Origin of the sequence: Streptomyces sp. NPDC005393 (assembly GCF_040606675.1) — a bacterium.
Lineage (GTDB): Bacteria > Actinomycetota > Actinomycetes > Streptomycetales > Streptomycetaceae > Streptomyces.
Window position 1 is genome coordinate 14,027 of record NZ_JBEXFG010000032.1, and the last position, 16,999, is coordinate 31,025.

At 71.8% G+C, this 16,999-nt stretch carries 13 protein-coding genes, 1 tRNA gene and 2 pseudogenes; 6 read left to right on the forward strand and 10 right to left on the reverse strand.

Features of this window, described 5'->3' with window-relative positions; translation table 11 throughout:
* Positions 1–83: 83 nt before the first annotated feature.
* Both ABZS71_RS24065 and ABZS71_RS24070 read left to right on the forward strand, forming a co-directional pair.
* Complete coding sequence (locus ABZS71_RS24065) at positions 84–1,130, forward strand: LacI family DNA-binding transcriptional regulator (RefSeq protein ID WP_355854000.1); 1,047 nt, start codon at positions 84–86, stop codon at positions 1,128–1,130.
* A 228-nt stretch (positions 1,131–1,358) separates the two neighbouring features.
* The gene (locus tag ABZS71_RS24070) at positions 1,359–1,517 is read left to right on the forward strand and encodes a hypothetical protein (protein ID WP_356213442.1); all 159 of its coding nucleotides are present in this window, start codon (positions 1,359–1,361) and stop codon (positions 1,515–1,517) included.
* Positions 1,518–1,522: 5 nt separating this feature from the next.
* Here the strand turns inward: ABZS71_RS24070 and ABZS71_RS24075 are convergent, their stop codons facing one another.
* Positions 1,523–3,118, reverse strand: coding sequence for a N,N-dimethylformamidase beta subunit family domain-containing protein (locus ABZS71_RS24075; RefSeq protein WP_356213445.1), 1,596 nt, complete (start codon positions 3,116–3,118; stop codon positions 1,523–1,525).
* Positions 3,119–3,239: 121 nt separating this feature from the next.
* On the opposite strand from ABZS71_RS24075, the gene ABZS71_RS24080 reads away from it, so the two are divergent.
* A complete protein-coding gene (locus ABZS71_RS24080) occupies positions 3,240–3,536 on the forward strand; it encodes a hypothetical protein (RefSeq protein WP_355854009.1) in 297 nt (98 codons plus the stop codon).
* 462 nt (positions 3,537–3,998) lie between these two features.
* Positions 3,999–4,294 (forward strand): annotated as a pseudogene (locus tag ABZS71_RS24085) (MerR family transcriptional regulator); the annotation flags it as partial.
* A gap of 180 nt (positions 4,295–4,474) precedes the next feature.
* Here ABZS71_RS24085 and ABZS71_RS24090 read toward each other — a convergent pair.
* The 6 genes and pseudogenes from ABZS71_RS24090 to ABZS71_RS24115 all read right to left on the reverse strand — a co-directional run.
* A pseudogene (locus tag ABZS71_RS24090) lies at positions 4,475–5,962 on the reverse strand (BTAD domain-containing putative transcriptional regulator); the annotation flags it as partial.
* A complete protein-coding gene (locus tag ABZS71_RS24095; protein WP_356213448.1) occupies positions 5,953–6,780 on the reverse strand; it encodes a phosphotransferase in 828 nt (275 codons plus the stop codon). The pseudogene ABZS71_RS24090 and the gene ABZS71_RS24095, both read right to left, overlap by 10 nt.
* A gap of 523 nt (positions 6,781–7,303) precedes the next feature.
* Positions 7,304–7,376: transfer RNA gene (locus ABZS71_RS24100), tRNA-His, on the reverse strand.
* 96 nt (positions 7,377–7,472) lie between these two features.
* On the reverse strand, positions 7,473–8,081 hold the full coding sequence (gene orn, locus ABZS71_RS24105; protein ID WP_355854015.1) for an oligoribonuclease: 609 nt from the start codon (positions 8,079–8,081) through the stop codon (positions 7,473–7,475).
* A gap of 5 nt (positions 8,082–8,086) precedes the next feature.
* Positions 8,087–9,454, reverse strand: a complete 1,368-nt coding sequence (locus ABZS71_RS24110; protein ID WP_356213451.1) for a helix-turn-helix domain-containing protein — start codon at positions 9,452–9,454, stop codon at positions 8,087–8,089.
* A 439-nt stretch (positions 9,455–9,893) separates the two neighbouring features.
* Positions 9,894–10,304, reverse strand: a complete 411-nt coding sequence (locus tag ABZS71_RS24115; RefSeq protein ID WP_356213454.1) for a hypothetical protein — start codon at positions 10,302–10,304, stop codon at positions 9,894–9,896.
* A gap of 575 nt (positions 10,305–10,879) precedes the next feature.
* Between ABZS71_RS24115 and ABZS71_RS24120 the strand changes: the two genes are divergently transcribed.
* On the forward strand, positions 10,880–11,401 hold the full coding sequence (locus ABZS71_RS24120) for a universal stress protein (RefSeq protein ID WP_355854023.1): 522 nt from the start codon (positions 10,880–10,882) through the stop codon (positions 11,399–11,401).
* A 494-nt stretch (positions 11,402–11,895) separates the two neighbouring features.
* Here ABZS71_RS24120 and glmS read toward each other — a convergent pair whose 3' ends face one another.
* The 3 genes from glmS to ABZS71_RS24135 all read right to left on the reverse strand — a co-directional run bounded on the left by glmS (position 11,896) and on the right by ABZS71_RS24135 (position 15,110).
* Positions 11,896–13,737 (reverse strand): glutamine--fructose-6-phosphate transaminase (isomerizing), encoded by a 1,842-nt coding sequence (gene glmS, locus ABZS71_RS24125; RefSeq protein WP_356213457.1) that lies wholly within the window; start codon positions 13,735–13,737, stop codon positions 11,896–11,898.
* 93 nt (positions 13,738–13,830) lie between these two features.
* Positions 13,831–14,106 (reverse strand): hypothetical protein, encoded by a 276-nt coding sequence (locus ABZS71_RS24130; protein WP_356213460.1) that lies wholly within the window; start codon positions 14,104–14,106, stop codon positions 13,831–13,833.
* 74 nt (positions 14,107–14,180) lie between these two features.
* A complete protein-coding gene (locus tag ABZS71_RS24135) occupies positions 14,181–15,110 on the reverse strand; it encodes a DUF4429 domain-containing protein (RefSeq protein WP_356213463.1) in 930 nt (309 codons plus the stop codon).
* Positions 15,111–15,213: 103 nt separating this feature from the next.
* Here ABZS71_RS24135 and ABZS71_RS24140 point away from each other — a divergent pair, with 103 nt between their 5' ends.
* Positions 15,214–16,833, forward strand: a complete 1,620-nt coding sequence (locus ABZS71_RS24140) for a beta-N-acetylhexosaminidase (RefSeq protein WP_356213466.1) — start codon at positions 15,214–15,216, stop codon at positions 16,831–16,833.
* Positions 16,834–16,999 lie beyond the last annotated feature (166 nt).

Here is a 16,999-nt window from a genome sequence, read left to right on the forward strand (position 1 = left end):
TCCCGAAACGGCACTGCTGTTGAATGGCCCCGCAGCCGCCCACGGGGGTGAAGCTGCTGGGTGCGGACGGCTGGAGGCGCGAGATGGCAGGAACGCGGCGGCACGGCGCAGGGCGGGGAAGGCCCACGCTCGAGGAGGTCGCGGCCCGCGCCGGGGTCGGCCGCGGCACCGTCTCCCGGGTGATCAACGGCTCGCCACGGGTCAGCGACCGCACCCGTACGGCCGTGGAGCAGGCCGTCGCCGAACTCGGCTATGTGCCCAACCGGGTGGCCCGGGCGCTCGCCGCCAATCGCGCCGACGCCGTCGCGCTGGTGATCCCCGAGCCCGAGACCCGCCTGTTCGCCGAGCCGTACTTCTCCGACATCATCCGCGGCGTCGGCGCCGAGCTCGCCGACACCGATCTCCAGCTGCTGCTCACCCTCATCCGGACCCCCAAGGAGCGCCAGCGGTTCGCGGACTATCTCTCCGCGCACCGGGTCGACGGGGTGCTGCTGGTCTCCGTGCACGCGGACGACCCCCTGCCTGACCTGCTGGAGCGCACCGAGGTGCCCGCGGTGCTCAACGGGCGCCGCTCCGCGCACGAGTCGGTGCCGTACGTCGACTCGGACAACACCGGGGGCGCGCAGTCCGCCGTGGAGCATCTCATCGGCCGCGGCCGCTCCGCGGTCGCCACCATCACCGGCCCGCTGGACATGTATGTCGCGCAGTGCCGGCTGGACGGCTACCGCGCCGCGATCCGGGCGGCGGGCCGGGAGCCGGACCCCGGGCTGGAGGCGGCCGCGGACTTCACCGAGGAGGGGGGCCGCCGGGCCATGCGCGCCCTGCTGGAGCGGCGCCCGGATCTCGACGCGGTCTTCGCGGCCTCCGATGTGATGGCCGCGGGGGCCAGACAGGTGCTGCGCGAGGACGGGCGCCGGGTCCCGGACGATGTCGCGCTCGTCGGCTTCGAGGACTCGGCCGTCGCCCGCCACATGGATCCGCCGCTCACCAGCGTCCGGCAGGCGACCGAGGAGATGGGCCGGGCGATGGTGCGGGTGCTGCTGGAGGAGATCGCGGGGACGTCGGAGCGTACGGCCAAGCGGCCGCAGCTCGTACTCCCGACCCAGCTGATACGCCGGCAGTCGTCCTGACTGCCCCTGACGCGGATACGCCGATGGGGCCGCGGGAGCGTGTCGCCGCGTCCACCGGCCCCACCTCAGGGCACCTTCGACTACGCGAACGTCCCGGCCGGCGACTTTCGTCGTAGGGGGCCGGTGCTCACCCGTACGCCTGATCTTCGAGTCGTTCCCGTCCACCGGGAAGGGGCGGCGCCCCAGCGTCCGCGCATGACCACCTCGATGAGCTCATCGCGCGCATCCATGACGAGATGGACGGCGAGCTGCCCGAACGCGCCCGGCGGGCGCTGGCCGAGCGGCCGCACGACTGCCGCCTGTCTGCGGCTGATCAACGATCTGGAGGTCAATGAGCAGGCGCTGTACGCGCGGATGGAGAACGTGGCGGAGAGCACGCTGGAGTGACCAGCTCAGACCGGCGCCCCGGCTCCGGCCCCCGCCCCGTACACACGCCGCACATTGTCCTTCGGCCTCGGCTTGTCCCTGCCGCACGGCCCCGCCGCGAAGGCGCGCAGCAGATTCTCCGTGGTGCGGGTGACGAAGGCCCTGGTGCGCGCGTCCATGCCGTGGTCGCGCCCGTTCTCATGCGTCCCCGCCATCAGGGCCTCGACCCAGCGCATCGTTCCGGAGGCGAAGACGCCCGCGCCGCTCGGCACGGTGTAGTACGCGGAGTCGGAGTGGCTGTGTCTGCCGTTGCAGACGAGGGGGGAGTGGGCGATGATCTCCAGCGGCGCCGGGGTGGGCGCCCCCGGGGTGACCCGGTCGTACTCCACGCCTACCAGATGGTCGAAGGCGTCACCGTCGTCCACCCCGGTCCCGGTGAACAGCCAGTGGCCGCCGTCGAGGACGACATACGGGGCGTCCGTCGGATAGCCCTCGTACAGGACGCCGGTCAGGGAGGACTCGGGGTCGGCGGCGGGGGCCTGGCGGAAGTCGGTGGTCGCCATGGAGCGATGGCGCAGCAGATACGGATCGTCCTGGTAGGCGGTCTTGTAGCAGACCACCGTGCGGGCCGGCGCCCCGCCCGGCCCCGGCGCCGGCCGGATCCGGCGGAAGCAGGTGTTGGCGCCGAGGAAGGCCAGATTGGTCCCGGCGTCGCGCGCCCGGGTGACGTGCTCCCGCTGCTGCGGGGTCCAGTACTCGTCGTGGCCGAGCGAGAGCGCAGCCGTGGCGCCCTTGAGGACGGACGGGTCGAGATGGACGTCCAGGCCGGTGGTGTACGCGAGCGGAAGGCCGAGACGCTCCGCGAGGACCACCGCGGCCCGCTCGTAGACCAGGAACTTCTCGGCGCCGTCGGCCGCGTACGGCCGGTCGAAGCTGACGGCCAGTGAGCGCGTCCCGTACCCGCCGTCCTGGCCCTGGTAGAGGCTGAAGCCGCCCCAGGTGTTGTACGCCTGCCAGGTGGCCACCGCGTGCATCAGCAGCGTCCGGCCCCGCGCCTGCGATGAGCGGACGATCAGCGGGACATAGCGCTGATGGCCGTTCGACGCGTCCAGCCGGAGCAGATACGCGCCCTCCGGCCAGCCGGTGGCGCGTACGCGCAGCGAGCGGTCCCAGTCGGCCCGTACGGTACGGGTGGTTTGGAGGAACAACGGACGGCCCTGTTTCCTGCCGTCGACCCGGTCCGAGCGCCACACCAGCCGCGCCTGCGCCCCGCCGTACCAGCCGATCCGGTAGGCCGAGACGCGGAAGGCGGGGGTGGTGGTCGAGACGTACAGCCCGAACTCCTCGCCCGGCAGCACGCTCACCCGGTCGGCATAGCCCTCGACGGCGGCGGGCGGGCCCACCGAGTGGATGCGCCAGTCGGGGCTGCCCGGCCGGGCCCGCTCGGCCTCTTCCCGGCGGCGGGCCTCGTGGGACGGGCGGGCCCGGGGGCCGGTGCGCTCCTCCGAGCCGGAGTCGCAGCCCGCGACGGACACCCCGGCGGCCCCGGCCGCCGCTGCGGCGGCGCCGAGGAAGTGCCGGCGGTCCAGCCCGCCGGGCTCCCCGCTGCGATCTCCGTCCACCGGACCATCGTCGGCCGACGTATGACGGCGGGCGAGCCGGAAGCGTCCAGCGGAGCGTCCCCGGTCGCCCGTCCGCTGCTTCCGAGGTGCGGCGGCCGGGCGCCGACGGCAGCGTGGACACATGACCGAGAGCGAGAGCCCGCGCATCACCCGGCCTCCGATGGTGGTGCTCGGCGTCCAGCCGGCGGAGCCCCCGGAACTCCCGTTCCGGCTGGTGGAGGTCGCCGGTGAGCTGGTCGGCAAGGCGTACTCGGTCGTGGACGTGATCGAGCTCGCCCGGAGGGTCGGTCTGGAGGACGCCGATCTCGACGACCCGGACGTGGTCCGGTGGGTGGGGGGCGACAAGTTCACCTGGACGCCGTGGTGGCCCAAACACGAGCCGCGGCGCGAGGGCCACCACCACAAGAGACGGCACTGAGGGAAGGGCGGCGGGCCGGGGGATCGTGGCGGCGCGCAGGGGACAGCGGCGGTGGCGGTGGCGGTGGCGGTCGCGGCATGAGCGAGGTCGTCACCCGCATGGCGTGACGCAGCTCGCGCAGGACGACGGGAGCTCGGCACGGGGAGGCAGGGCGCGTGGGCGCGCCGGTCATCCGCGCAGGCTGCCGCACGTCGGGGCGGCGGGGCGGCGGGGTGGGACGCGTCGTTCCCGCCCCGCCGCCGGCAGCGGGCCCGTGCGGTCAGTGCTGGTAGCTGGGGTAGTCGAGGTATCCGGTGTCGCCGCCTTGGTACCAGTTCTCCCGGTCCGCCTCGCGCAGCGGCGCTCCGATGCGGAATCGTTCGACCAGATCGGGGTTGGTGATGTAGGCACGGCCGTAGCTGATCAGGTCCGCGCCCTGGGTGAGCCAGCGCTCGCCGAGCGCCTGGTCGGTCCGGACCGGGCCGATCCGCCCGCCCGGGCGAAGAACAGCGACTGCTCACCGCGCACCGCAGCCCCAGCGGACAACGCCACTACCCGGACAGCGCGGTCGACCGCGTCCAACTGATTCAACAGCTGTACGCGGCGGGGCTGTCGAGCAAGACGATCCTGAAACTGCTCCGTGCGTCGACACGGGAATCGCCACCCCGGCCACTCTCGCCCGGCTGACGGCCGAGCGCGACCGCATCAACGACCAGATCGGCGAGTTGATGAACACCCGGGACAGGCTCGACGACATCATCGCCAGAGCCAGAAGCTCGGCCCGACCGCACCCCCGCTGCCTCGGCTGCCTACTCGGCGTGCTGATGGCGCACGTGGCAGGGTGCCACCAAAAATGCTTGATCTGGCGCAACTATGAAGTCAAGCGAAAGGGCGGAGGGGGTCCGGGGGCGAGCCAACGACGCGGGGCAACGGCGTCCCGCTCGGCGGATGGCGCGGGCTCAGCGGGGGTGGCGCAGGGCGGTGGTGAGGGCGTCGAGGTGGTGGGAGACCGGGCCCAGGGTGAGCAGCCCGCTGCCCGCTCCGGCCAGTTCCGCCGCGGCGGGGGTCAGCTCGGTGTGGGCGCGCTCCATCGTCTCCCGGTCGCCGACGGCGAGGGCCGTTCGCGCGGTCAGGCACCACAGGGCCTCGAACAGCAGGTCACGGGGCGGGTCCGGGACCTGGCGCAGGGCCGCCGCGGCCTCGGCGCGGCGGCCTTGGGCCAGTAGCACCTGGGGGCGCGCCCATGGGGCGTAGGGGCCCCAGTCGATGGGCTCGTCGGTCTGGGCGGGCCGGGCGTGGCGCAGGCGCATGCACAGCAGCGCGAGGGGCAGCAGGCCACGCTCCAGGCCGGGCATACCGGCGCCGTCCAGCCGTGCGGCGGCGGCCTGGTAGGCGGCCTCGGCCGCGGGTGCCTGGTCCGTCGCGGCGAACCGCAGCGCCCGGTACCACTGGGTGAACACGCCCACCAGCGGTATCTCGTGGCGCTCGGCCAGGCGGTCCGCGGCGGTCGCGTGCCCGTCGGCCGAGGCGAAGTGCCCGAGGGCGCCGCGGGCTTGGAGACGGATGAGGTGTCCGAGCACCTCAAAGGTGACCAGGCCGTGCCGGGCGGACAGGGCGATGAGCTCGGCGCCGGTCTCGTCCCGGCGCGGGGCAAGACCCGCGCGGTGGAAGGTGTGCATGAACACCCCGTTGAGGGCGAACGCAAGCAGCGCGGGGTCGTCCAGGCGGCGGGCGATCTCCTCCGCCTGCCGGGCCGCTTGGGGCCCGCGCGCCGAGCGGATGCCGCGTGACTCCAGGGCCACCGTGGCCAGCAGATGGGCCCGCGCCGCCTCGTGACCGTCGGGCGGGAGGGCGGTGAGGGTGCGCTCGGCCGCCGTCACGACGCGCGCGGCCTGCTCCGGGTCGTCCAGCCGGGTCCAGATCGCCGGGACGTCGTAGGCGCCGATCACCCGGGCGGTCAGCTCCGGGTCGCCCAGCTCCTCCGCCGCGGCGACGGCCGCCACGCGGTGTCGGCGGGCCGCTTCCAGACCGTCCCCTCCGGTCACCGCGAGATCGCGCAGCAGGCCCACCGTCGACTCCAGCCGGGCCCGGGCGCCGGACGCCACGGTGCGGTCGTAGGCGGCGCCCGCCCGCGCCCACACCCGGGCCGCCGCCCCGCCTGGCCCCAGGGCGGGCTCGAGGTGGCCGGCGTGGTCGAGGATGTCCGCCTCCAGGCGGCGCAGGGCCGGGCCCGGTTCCACGCCCAGCCGCTCGGCCAGGAGCGTACGTGCGCGGCGCAGCACCGCCAGCGCGTCGCCCTGGCGGCCGGAGCGGTACAGCGCGAGGACCAGCAACCGCCAGGCGTCCTCGCGCCATGGGTGCTCGGCCACATGGCCGAGGAGGCGCCCGCCGACATCGCCAAGGCCCTCCGGGACCTGCTCACCCGCTGACGCGACCTTCAGCGCGAGGCAGGTGGCTGGGCGCTCGTTGCTCGGCTGTAGTCGAGCAGGTGCCGAAATCGCGCGTTGCTCGGCTCCGCGCTCGCAAGGCCCACCGTGGCAGCCCAGTGTCGGCAGGTGGCGTTGACGAACACTCGAACAGCTGGATCGTTCGCCTGTCGCCAACTCGCGAAACCCCCCAGCCATGCCAGGGCGTCTTCGGGAGACTGCCCACATTCCATGAGTCGCACGGCGGTATAGGCGGGGTCCACCCAGGCCGGGCCAATCGCGGGCATGGCCCAGTCCACAACGTACGCGACTCTGTCGTGGTCCGCGATCACGAGATTGTGGGGATTGGTGTCCGTGTGAAGCAGATGGCTTCCCTTAAGGGCTTCTGCCTCGCCGGGCTCCAAGAACTTCCGAAACCTATCGGCGAATTGCGGGAGGCGGAAGGTTGGAAGCCTCAGGTCGTGCATGCGCTCAATGGTGAACGCTATGGCGCCCAGGTCTTCCGAGTCCGGCCCCAGGTCCGCGTGCCGTCCAGCGACGTAGACGAACGCCAGAGCCGACCAGCCGCCTGCGTCGAACCGGTAGCGGATGGTGGGGCTGATGCCGCCCACCGTCGGGTTGATGCGCTCCTCGCACCGCAGAGCCGCCATCCCGGGTTCGTCCGTGTGGTGCACGCCTTTGAAGAACAGGTGGCCGTCGTAGGCCGTGTTCACGATGAGTGCGGCGGAACAGTTGAGACCTTCCGCAATGCCCTCCGTCGAGATCACCTCTCCGGTGCGGGTCTCCACGGCGGCACGTAACTCGGCTGGAAGGTCATCCCAGGTGACGCGCTCGATCACGTCGTTCCTCCCTTGGATACGCGGTCGGGGTGCCGGTCTCCCCGGCACCCCTTCGGTTTTGGCCGTCCTACTGCGTAGCGCCGCACTTACGGCAGCGGACCTTGCCGCTCCAGCCCACCCAATCGTGATCGCACTCGCTCAGGATATGCCGCATTTCTTGGTCCTCTCTGTTGGCGTTCCTGCAAAACCGCCCGGCCGCCGGCCGTTACGTCCCAGCCGGACGGGGCGTGGGGTGGACCGCCGGCGCGCCCCGGCACGGCGGATCCGGAGCCCGGCGATCCACCCGGTCTACCAGGGGGTTGCCGCGGCGAGTTCGGCGTCGGGATCGACGAGGGTGCAGCCATGTAGCGACCGCACGAGCTGTCCGGCCCTGTGAGGTGCCGCCGGCCCTTCGGACGCACTTACGGATGCTCGCCAGGGTGGCAGGAGAGCCCAAGATCGCGGGCGGCCATCGGTGTGGCCGCGAGGATGACGAAAGAGGCCGCCGTCCTGCTTCTCGCAGGTCAGCGGCCTCTTCTAAGAGGGTGAGTAACGGGACTCGAACCCGCGACATCCTGGACCACAACCAGGTGCTCTACCTGCTGAGCTATACCCACCACGACCGGTGCTTTCCGCACCGGCCGAGAAAAAGTGTACAGGGTCGGAGGGGGTGCTCGCTCCCGGCTTTAAGGGGGCCGGGAGCGAGCACCGGGTCAGGCGTGCCGGGCGGGCAGGACGTGCTTGGCCGCGATCGACTTCGCCGTCTCCGAGTCCGGGCCGGGCTGGGGGACGAAGATCGCCTCCCGGTAGTAGCGCAGCTCGGCGATGGACTCGTGGATGTCGGCGAGCGCGCGGTGGTTGCCGTTCTTCTTGGGGCTGTTGAAGTAGGCCCGCGGATACCAGCGGCGGGCCAGCTCCTTGATCGAGGAGACGTCGACGATCCGGTAGTGGAGATAGCTTTCGAGCGTCGGCATGTCGCGCAGGAGGAAGCCGCGGTCGGTGGAGACCGAGTTTCCGCACAGCGGGGCCTTGCCGGGCTCCAGGACGTGCTCGCGGATGTACGCCAGGACCTGCTCCTGGGCGTCCTCCAGTGTGGTCCCGCCCTCCAGCTCGGCGAGCAGGCCGGAGGCCGTGTGCATCTCGCGCACCACCTCGGGCATGGTGGTCAGCGCTTTGGCGGGCGGCCGGACAACGATGTCCACTCCCTCGCCCAGAATGTTCAGCTCGGAGTCCGTGACCAGTGCGGCCACCTCAATAAGCGCGTCGTCCGACAGCGAGAGCCCGGTCATCTCGCAGTCGATCCACACCATGCGATCGTTCATACGTCTCACCCTACGGGGCGTTCCCGCTGGCCGGGCAGGGTCGGACGGCCCGAGGCGCGGCCCGCGGCCTGCTCGGGCAGGCGTGGGGCGTAGGCGTCCGACTCCGGTTTGCCAGGGTCCGGGTGCGGAGGGTGATGGTGGTGGGCCGCATGGCTGGTGTGACCGGCGTGGCCGACGGGCGCGCCCGGTCGCCGCAGCGGCATGGAGTGTTCGCCGGAACGCTGCTCGATCACCTCGGCCCGGTCGGGGCGGTCGGCCCGCTCCAGCCGGTCCAGCCGCTCCAGCCGGTCCAGCCGGTCCAGCCGGTCCAGCCGGTCCGCGCGGTCCGGCCGGTCGGTACGCTCCACGGGCCCGCCCTGGGGCCTGCGGGCGCGGTAGGCGGCCCGGTAGGCGGCCGGGGAGGACCCCAGTTGCCGACGGAAGTGTCCGCGCAGCGCGACCGGCGAGCGGAAGCCGCAGCGTCCGGCGACCTCGTCGACCGAGTAGTCGGAGGTCTCCAGGAGCCGCTGGGCCTGCAGCACCCGCTGGGTGATCAGCCACTGGAGCGGAGCGCTCCCGGTGAGCGAGCGGAATCGGCGGTCGAAGGTCCGGCGGCTCATATAGGCGCGGGCGGCCAGGGCCTCGACGTCGAACTGCTCGTGCAGATGTTCGAGCGCCCACGCCACCACCTCGGCGAGCGGGTCCGCGCCGATCTCCTCTGGTAACGACCTGTCCAGATAGCGCTCCTGTCCTCCGCTGCGGCGTGGCGGTACGACGAGGCGCCGGGCCAGGGCCCCCGCGGCGTCGGCGCCGTGGTCGGTGCGCACGATGTGCAGGCACAGATCGATCCCGGCGGCGGTGCCCGCCGAGGTGAGTATGTCGCCGTCGTCCACGAAGAGCTCGCGTGGGTCCACGTGGACGGATGGATAGCGCTTGGCGAGCGTCGGCGCGTACATCCAGTGCGTGGTCGCCGGGCGGCCGTCGAGCAGCCCGGCGGCAGCCAGTACGAAGGCCCCGGTGCACAGGCCCACGATCCGCGCGCCCTCCTCGTGCGCGCGGCGCAGCGCGTCGAGCGCCGCGGGCGGTGGCGGCTGGGTGATCGACCGCCAGGCCGGTACGACGACGGTGCCGGCCCGGGACAGCGCCTCCAGGCCGTATGGCGCGGTCAGTTCCAGTCCGCCAGTCGTTCGCAGTGGCACATCTTCGCCCGCGCACACCAGCAATCGGTACCGAGGGACTCCGGCGTCCTGCCGGTCGATACCGAAGACGGAGAGCGGGATGGAGCTTTCGAAGATCGGTCCGCCGCTGAACAGCAGCACCGCGACGATTTCTCGTCGCCGGCGTCCGGAGAGCTTGCGCGAGGTCTCCGGTGCGGTCGTGGAGTCCTGGCTCATGGCTCTAAGCCCCCCTCGGTGGTCGCGTCCTCTCGGTCCTGCACGTTTCCCCTCGGTCCTGAACGGTTCCCCCGCCGGTCATGGCCAAGATCGAATCTACTGTGTCGCGTGTGGTCGCCGTGACCAGTTCACCACCCGCCACTATGTCGACATGACAACTTGGCGCGAAGCATTCGATCACGAAGCGTTGCACTCGTAGCCCCCGCTGTGAAGTACGCCTAGCGCGGACACCCACTTCGCGTAGGGGGTCCGCGCCTCTCGTACCCCTTTCCACGCTGGCCCGACGGGTGTTGAGCACGGCGTTTGCCAAGGGAAGGACTGTGACGCGAAGTTGGCCGAAAAGAAGCGGGCGCAGACGTGTGGACGGGTCATGCGACCCGCGTACGACCCGCTCGTACTCTGTCAGCGCTGCGTGTACGGAGCGTTACGCAGCGCGTCCTCAGCCGTGTCGGCCGCCCCGGTGCGCCCCGATCCCGGTACGCCCGTGACGTCCGCGGTGCGGGCTCACGCCGCCCGCGCCCAGCCGGACCGCGGCGCGTTCGGAGTGGCGCAGCAGGGCGTGGCTGGCGGCGGTCACGGCGGCCAGGCCCGCGGCGGCGCCGACCGCTCCGCTGAGCGGCAATCCGCACATCAGCAGGACGATGGGAACCACGGCACAGCTGAAGGCGGCCCAGCGGATCACCTCATTCACCGCATCGCTCGTGGGGGCCTCGGCCGGGGCTTGAGCGGGACTTGGAGCCGAGGGGTGGGCGGGGCCGGGGACGGCGGCGTGGACGGGGTTCGGGCCCCGGCCGTCAGCGGCGCCGCCGGGGGTGCTGCCGGTGGCGTCGTACTCGTGGGCGACGAGCATGGGCGGGGCTCCTCTCGGGCGGCTGACGTGGGCCGATGGGGGCGGATGCGGCCGGGTGGCCGGGCGGCCCGGGCCGGGTGCGACCGGTGGCGGCTACTACAACGCCGAGGCCGCCTCAAGGTCACTGTGCGGTGGCCGCACGGCGTACGCGGCCGGTCCGCCCGGGCCGAGTGGCGGGCCCGGCAGGGACTACTTGGGGCATTGCGTTACGGGCCGCCCTCCGGCATGCTCCGGGGAACGCTTCGGGCGCTCCGCTCCCGTGGCGACCTATGGGCAGGCGAGGAATGGCGCCGTACTCTTAGGGGTAAGGGCTTGGATAGATGAATCCCGGACGGATTTTGTCCGTTCGCTACCGTCGCCGAGCTCCAGCGGAATGGCGAGTGAGCCAAAGGGGCGCGCCGCTGTCGAAAGGGAGAGCGTGGAGGCCGCGAGGTGCGAGTGGCCGAGCACGGTCGACCGTCGACAGTGGCTGAAGCGCCCCGGAGGTGAACCGAGCCTCAAACCCGTCCCCAGATAACTTCAACCTGAGCCCCCGCCGATCCCTCCGCACGAGGACATCCTTCGCCGAGACACCGATGGCCGGTCACGAAATCCCCGAACCCGCGGACCGCAAGCGGGTCGCCGATCACATGGCGCACCCCGAAGCGGCGGAAGAAACACGTCATTCCTGCGATCCAGCGTTCCAGCACGGTGTCGTGGTCGGATTCGACGGCTCGACCTCGAGCGAGCGCGCCCTGGCGTACGCCATCGGCATGGCCCGGCGGTCCGGCTCCGGTCTGATCATCGTCCATGTGGCCAACAGGCTGCCGACGACCGTCTGGGCGGGGTGCGAGCCACCCGTCTTCGTCGACGTTCCCGATCACCGCACCGAGGTGCTGGGCCTCGAACTGGCCTGTGCCGATCACCTCTGTGAGGTGCCCTGGATCCTCGTCGAGCGGGGCGGGGACATCTGCCATGAGCTGGAGGAGGTCGGCCGGGAGTACGCGGCCGACGCGATCGTGGTGGGCTCCACGCACGGTCTGGTGGGGCGGATCTTCGGCTCGGTCGCGGGGCGGCTCGCCCGGCGGGCGCAGCGGCCCGTCGTCGTCATTCCCTGAGTGGCGTCACCCGTCGCCGACTGCCGCCACCTGCCACCTGGCACCTGCCACCCGCCACCTGCCACCCGCCATCAGGCGTCGTCACGCCGCACTCGTTGAGCTCAAAACCTCTGTAGCGGACCCAATATGGGCGGGTGCCGGGATCCGGACACTCTCAACCCCCCTTCACCGCAGGTGAGATGGCGCCAAGTTCATCTTGACAGTCGATAAATCTACCAGCGCGTAGAGGTGGATTGTGCGCTTGTGAGGGGTACGAACCGATCGGTCGTGCTGTCGCGCGGGACGTGACGGTTCCCGCACGATGGCCAGCCGCCGGTGGAAGGGCGACGCCGGCGCAGGGGAGGCGGCCCCCGCGTGCGTGGTGGCACACGCGGGGGACCGCCGAGGGCGTGCCCAAGGCCCAAGGCCCAAGGGGCGCTCAGGGCCGCACCAGGCGGCACAGGCCCCGTACAGGGCCGCGCGGGCCCCGCCGGGCCCGGGATCGCCCGTGGGGCCTATTCCACCGTCACGGACTTCGCGAGGTTCCGCGGCTTGTCGATGTCCCGGCCGAGCGCCAGCGCCGTGTGGTAGGCGAGCAGTTGGAGCGGGATGCCCATGAGGATCGGGTCGAGCTCGACCTCGTTGCGCGGTACCACGATGGTGTGGTCCGCCTTCTCCTGCTCCTGGTGCGCGACGGCCAGGATCCGGCCGCTGCGGGCCTTGATCTCCTCCAGCGTCGCGCGGTTCTTCTCCAGCAGCTCGTCGTCCGGCAGGACGGCCACGGTCGGCACGTCCGGCTCGATGAGCGCGAGCGGCCCGTGCTTGAGCTCCGAGGCCGGGTACGCCTCGGCGTGGACGTAGGAGACCTCCTTGAGCTTCAGGGACGCCTCGCGCGCGACCGGGTAGCCGCGGACCCGGCCGATGAACATCATGCTCTTTGCATTCGCGTATTCGGCGGCGAGCTTCTTGATCTCCTCCTCGCGGCGCAGCACCTCGGTGATCTGATCGGGCAGCTTGCGCAGCCCCGCGATGATCCGCTTGCCGTCGGCGACCGACAGATCGCGGATCCGGCCGAGGTGCAGGGCGAGCAGCGCGAAGGCGACGGCGGTGTTGGTGAAGCACTTGGTGGAGACGACACACACCTCCGGGCCCGCGTGGACGTACACCCCGCCGTCCGTCTCCCGTGCGATCGCGCTGCCCACGACGTTGACGATGCCCAGCACCCGCGCGCCCTTGCGCTTGAGCTCCTGGACGGCGGCCAGGGTGTCGTACGTCTCGCCGGACTGGCTGACCGCGATGTAGAGGGTGTCCGGGTCCACCACCGCGTTGCGGTAGCGGAACTCGCTCGCGGGCTCGGCGTCTGCCGGGATCCGGGCCAGCTCCTCGATCAGCTGGGCACCGATCAGACCCGTGTGGTATGCCGAGCCACAGCCGAGGATCTTCACCCGGCGCACCGCGCGCGCCTCGCGCGCGTCGAGGTTCAGCCCGCCCAGCCGGACGGTGGAGAAGCGGTCGTCGATCCGGCCGCGCAGCACCCGGTCCACGGCGTCGACCTGCTCGTGGATCTCCTTGTGCATATACGTGTCGTGGCCGCCCATGTCGTACGACTCGGCTTCCCACTCCACGGTCGTCGGAGAGGTGGAGGTGCGGCTGCCCTCGGTGGTGTAGGTGCGGTAGTCCTCGGCCTTGAGGGTCGCCATCTCGCCGTCGTCCAGGGTGACCACCTGGCGGGTGTGGCTGACCAGCGCGGCGACGTCCGAGGCGACGAACATCTCCTTCTCGCCGATGCCCAGCACCACGGGGGAGCCGTTGCGGGCGACGACGATGCGGTCCGGGAAGTCCGCGTGCAGGACGGCGATGCCGTAGGTGCCCTCGATCAGGGCGAGCGCCTGGCGGACCTTCTCCTCCAGCGTGCCGGCCTGCGAGCGGCCGATGAGATGGGCCAGGACCTCGGAGTCGGTGTCCGAGATCAGCTCCACACCGTCGGCGACGAGCTTGGCGCGCAGATCGGAGGCGTTGTCGATGATGCCGTTGTGGACGATCGCGACCTTGCCGTCCGCGTCCAGATGCGGATGGGCGTTGATGTCATTGGGCGCGCCATGGGTGGCCCAGCGGGTGTGCGCGATACCGGTGGTGCCCGCGAAGCGCTTGGGGAGCCTGGCCTCGAGGTCCCGGACCCGGCCCTTGGCCTTGGCGGTCTTCAGCCCGGCGGACGCGGCGGCCTGCGCGCCCTTGGCGGGCTTGGTCTGGATCGCGATGCCCGCGGAGTCGTAGCCGCGGTACTCCAGCCGCTGCAGCCCCTCCAGCAGCAGCGGTGCCACATCGCGTTTCCCGATGTATCCAACGATTCCGCACATGTGTTCAGGCCCTCCCAATGGTTCGTGTCCAGGTGCTCGGCGGTGGCGGCCGCCGGGTCGGACGTCACGGCCGCGTGGCGGCCGTGACGGCGGTCAGCCGTAGACGATGCGCCGCAGCTGGCGCAGCGAGAGTTCGGGCGGCGCCACCGCGCGGTACGGCAGCTCGGCCGTGATCCGCTCGAAGATGTCCGCGTTGGTCAGCCCGCCGCACTGCAGCTCGCGGTGGCGACGGCGGACGAACGCCTCGGTCGTCTCGTCGAAGTACGCCAGTACGTCCAGCACCACCCGGGCCGCCTCGCCGCGGCTGAGCGGCGAGGTGCGGACCAGGTGGTCGACAAGGTCATCGTGGGACATACGGCGTTCGAGCACCCGTAGATACTGCGGTGAAGTGGAGGGTTTCGCAAGAATCCTGCCCGATATCGGGCAGGATGCGGGGTGGATGGCTAGAAACGGCGGAGCACGGCCTGTTTGGCGGCGGTGAACTCGTCCTCGGTGAGGATCCCTTCCTGGTGAAGATCGCCGAGCTCGCGCAGCCGTCGCAGCAGGGCGTCGTGATCCACTTCACCGTGGCCCTCGTGGGTGCCGTCGGGGTCGGGGCCGGGGCCGGGGCCGGCGGCCGCGATGGTGTCGGCGGGCGGCTGGGGCACCGATGGCCGCCGTGGCTCCGGCGGTGCGGCGGGGTGCGGCATCCGGGCCGTGACCGCCGCCGCGACCAGCGCCATCAGCGGATCCTTCTTGAACCCGTAGAGCACCACGGCGTGCGGGTCGTACTTGGGCGCGGCCGTCGCCGTCGCCTTCGCCGCGATGAAGCGGAGGAAGCCGTTCTCCAGCCCGGCGGCCGGGAACCACTCCACCGCCTCCACATCCGCCAGCGGGATGGTGCGGGGCCCGCCCGACCTCTTCGACTCCTCGGTCTTCCAGTTCCACTCCAGCCGGATCCGCTCCCCGTCGAAGGAGGCCGTGGCGTCGCCCGCCGTCGCCGACAGCGGCACCGACGGGCCGGGCACCAGATAGCGGTCGCAGGGGCCGGACGGCACCTGGTCGAGCAGCAGGGCCTGACGGACCTCGTCGACCAGGTACTCCGCGGCCCCCGCCCGGTCCGGCTCGACCGACAGCTGATACGGATCGGCCGCGTCCGGCAGCTTGCCGCCCGTGGCCTGCAGCAGCGGATCCGCGCCCTCGCGCAGCTTCAGCCGCAGCCGCCCGGACTTGCGCCCCGGCTCATAGGCGAGGCCGGCCAACGCCTCCAGGGGGACCGTGAGTTCGCCGAGTGCCTGCCGTGCCGGATGGACGCTCCGGTCCCGCCCGGGGACGATCCGTATCGAGTCGTCGTCGAAGGTCCAGGCGCCCTCGCGCTGCGTTATTTCCGCCATGGCCTGGATTCTGACAGGTGCACAGCGACACATTGGTCTACACCTTGACCTCAACTGAGCCGCGCGGTAACCAGGATGCGACGCTTCGTTGAAGGGACTCCCAGTGAGACGACGCCGTGCCCGACTTCTGTGCTCCCTCCTGCTGACCGTGGCGGCCGGGGCGGGGGCCGCCACCACGGCGGAACCGTCCGCCGCCTCCGCCGCCGCCTCCGCCGCGGCCCCCACCCCGCTGGACCGGGTCGTGCCCGCGCCCGCCTCCGTACGGCCCGGCGGGGGCCCGTACGTGATCGGTCCGGACACCCGCATCCGGGTGTCCGGCTCCGTCGGCTCGTCGCGCGCGGCGCGGCAGGTGGGTGATTATCTGGCGGGAGTGCTCCGGCCCTCCACCGGCTACCGGCTGCCCGTCACCGCGCGCCGGGGCGGGGACGGCATCCGGCTGCGGCTCGCACCCAGGGCTCCCGGCGTACGCAAGCTCGGCGCCGAGGGATACCGGCTGGAGGTGAACCACCGCGCGATCACCATCAGCGCCCGCGCGTCCGCGGGGCTCTTCCACGGCGTCCAGACGCTGCGGCAGTTGCTGCCCGCGTCCATCGAGCGCACCACCCGGCAGCCCGGCCCCTGGCGGGTCTCCGGCGGCACCATCACCGATGAGCCGCGCTATGCCTGGCGCGGGGCGATGCTCGACGTCTCCCGGCACTTCTTCACCGTCGACCAGATCAAGCGCTATGTCGACCAGCTCGCCCTCTACAAGATCAACAAGCTGCATCTGCATCTGTCGGACGACCAGGGGTGGCGGATCGCGATCGACTCCTGGCCGCGGCTGGCGACGTACGGCGGCTCCACCCAGGTCGGCGGCGGGCCCGGCGGCTTCTACACCAAGGCCGACTACCGCGAGATCGTGCGCTACGCGGCGAGCCGTGAGCTGACGGTCGTCCCCGAGATCGACATGCCGGGCCACACCAACGCGGCGCTCGCCTCCTACGCCGAGCTGAACTGCGACGGCATCGCCCGGCCGCTCTACACCGGCACCGACGTCGGCTTCAGCTCGCTGTGCGTGCCCCAGCAGGTGACGTACGACTTCGTGGACGACGTCATCCGCGAACTCGCCGCCCTCACCCCCGGCCGCTACCTCCACATCGGTGGCGACGAGGCGCACTCCACCAGCCATGCCGACTATGTGGCCTTCATGGACCGGGTGCAGCCGATCGTCGCGAAGTACGGCAAGACGGCGGTCGGCTGGCACCAGCTGACCGGCGCGCACCCCGCGAAGGGCGCGATCGCCCAGTACTGGGGTCTCGACGGCAGCGAGAAGCAGGTCGCCGACGCGGCCAAGGCGGGCACCCGCCTGATCCTCTCGCCCGCCAACCGCGCCTACCTGGACATGAAGTACGACGCGAACACCCCGCTGGGGCTCGACTGGGCCGGGTACGTCGAGGCCAAGCAGTCCTACGACTGGGACCCGGGCGCCTACATCAAGGACGCCCCGGCGTCGTCCGTCCTCGGCGTCGAGGCACCGCTGTGGTCGGAGACCATCTCGACCAGCGCCCATATCGAGTACCTGGCCTTCCCCCGCCTCCCCGGCATCGCCGAACTCGGCTGGTCGCCCCGGGCCACGCACGACTGGGACACCTACAAGGTGCGGCTGGCGGCGCAGGGCCCCCGCTGGGACGCGCTGGGCATCACCTATTACCGCTCGCCCCAGGTCCCCTGGCCGGCCCGATGACGGTGCGGGAGGCCCAGGCGCCTGGCTGGGGGTACCTCCCAGCGGTAGCCGGGGGCGAGCCGAAGGGGCGCGTCGCTGTCGTAAGGGAACGCGCGTGCAGGCCCCGGGGTTCCGTCTCGGTGTGGGGTGCCCCCTGGCGAGTGAGCCGAAGGGGCGCGTCGCTGTC